General features: G+C 42.4%; 1 protein-coding gene. It reads left to right on the top strand.

What is annotated here, in order from left to right; genetic code table 11:
• On the top strand, positions 1-2,138 hold a 2,138-nt coding region (locus tag EO122_RS08110), incomplete at both ends, for a hypothetical protein (protein ID WP_206168526.1).

The following is a 2,138-nucleotide window of genomic DNA, read 5'->3' as shown; positions in this document are numbered from 1 at the left end:
AAAGTGCTTGACAACGCAGCAAAACTTGGTGATACAGCAGTGGATGGCCGTGATGGTAAACCTGGTACAGGCGACAACGCTGGTATGGGCAAAGATGGCTTAACAAAAGCGGATGGCTTAAACGGTAAAGATTTAACATCTAAAGTCAATGCATTACGTAACGGCGAAGCTGGTACAGTGGTGTACACAGATGAAAATGGCAAACGTGTTGTAAAAGCTAACGATGGCAAATGGTACTTAGCTGATAAAGTAGATGCTACTGGTAACAAACTGGACGGTGCTACAGAAGTGGCAACACCACAAGCTCGTTTAGTAAATCCAAATGGTACAACAACTGGTGGTACAACAGTATTCAACAATGTAGCGTCTGCGATTCCGGCGGCAGCAGCTGATGGTGCTAAGCCTACATTCTTAGACAACTTGAACACAGCAGCAAACAACGATAAAACGAAACATGCAGCAGTCAACGTAAGTGACTTGAACAACACAGCGACTGAAATCATTGCGAAAGGACTAACATTCCAAGGTAATGATCAACAAGGTATCAAAAAACAATTAGGTGAAACCTTAGATATCGTTGGTGAAGGTACACTTACTACTGGGGCAACAACAGCAGCGAATAATATCCGCACTAAGAAAACTAATGATAATAAACTAGAAATCGGTTTGGCAAAAGACTTAGTAGGTATCACTTCTATTACGAATGCAGCAACCTCTGACGGTGCAGGTACTAAACTTGCTTTAGATGGAGATAAATTAACTATTACGAATACACAACCGTTGCCAGAAGGTGCAGCTCCTGGTACAGCACCAACTGTGACAACAGTAACAATCGGCAAAGATGGTATCAATGCTGGTAATAAAGTGATTTCTAATGTAGCAGCTCCAAATGCAGGCACAGATGCAGCAAACAAAGATTATGTAGATACACAAGTTGGTAACGCAGCGAACAAAGACTTAAGTAATCTAAACGATACTGGTAAAAATGAAGTTCGTGATTTAGCAGCGGGCGCTGTGAAAGTAGCTCCTGGTAAAAATGTAAATGTCAATGGCGTTACAACAAGCCATGTCACAACATACACAGTAGATGCTATTGATACAAAAGTTATCAAAGGTGATGGTATTGAAGTCACTGGTGGCGATGAGGATGCGGATAAAGTACGTACTTACACAGTAGGTTTGTCTGCAGATACAAAAGCTAAATTAGCGAAAGTAGATAACTTAGCTAATACAGTAGGAACTATCGGTGCTGACGGCCGTGATGGCAAAGCAGGCACTGGCAAAGATCCAAAAGCAGCTGATGCAGCAGCAGGCGATAAAGGTTTAACTGGTCAAGATGGCTTGAACGGTAAAGACTTAACATCTAAAGTGAATGCACTTCGTAACGGCGAAGCTGGTACAGTAGTGTACACTGATGACAAAGGCAACCGTCTAGTGAAAGCTAACGATGGTAACTACTATAAAGCAGATGATGTGAAAGCTAATGGCACTGTAAAAACAGCCGATGAAAATGGTGGAAAAGCCCCTGAAGTGGTAACAGCTCCACAAGCGCGTTTAGTGAACCCAGATGGTACAACTACAACAGCAGATACAGCAACAGGTACGAAGTTGTCCAACATTGCGAATGGCACGATTGCTGACAAATCGAAAGATGCTGTCAATGGTGGTCAATTGCATACTGCAAAACAAGAAATGGCAAACGCTCTTGGCGGTAACGCAGGTGTTGACGCTAATGGCGCATTAACACAACCTACATACAGCATCACAAAAGATGATGAAGCAGGTGGCAAAGAGACTGTTAACAATGTAGGTGCAGCAGTTGACAAACTAGATACTCGTATCAATACAGTGAAAGAATTGGCTGCGAAACCATTGACTTTCACAGGCGATGATGGACAAAATGTAGAACGTGCATTAGGTACTACATTAACTGTAAAAGGTGCGAAAAACTTCACACCAAGCGCAACAACTCCAGTAACAGAAGCCGGCGTGAACATCCGTGTGGAAAAAGATACTACTGCAAATGCAAACGGATTAGTGGTGAAATTAGCAGATACCTTAACAAACATGAAAGGTATCTCTGGTAATGGCGCAGATCCATTGACAATTAAAAATGGTGACAATACCGTTATCACAGT

Source organism: Veillonella sp. CHU110, from assembly GCF_003992255.1.
GTDB lineage: Bacteria > Bacillota > Negativicutes > Veillonellales > Veillonellaceae > F0422.
This window is presented reverse-complemented; position numbering and strand designations above follow the sequence as displayed.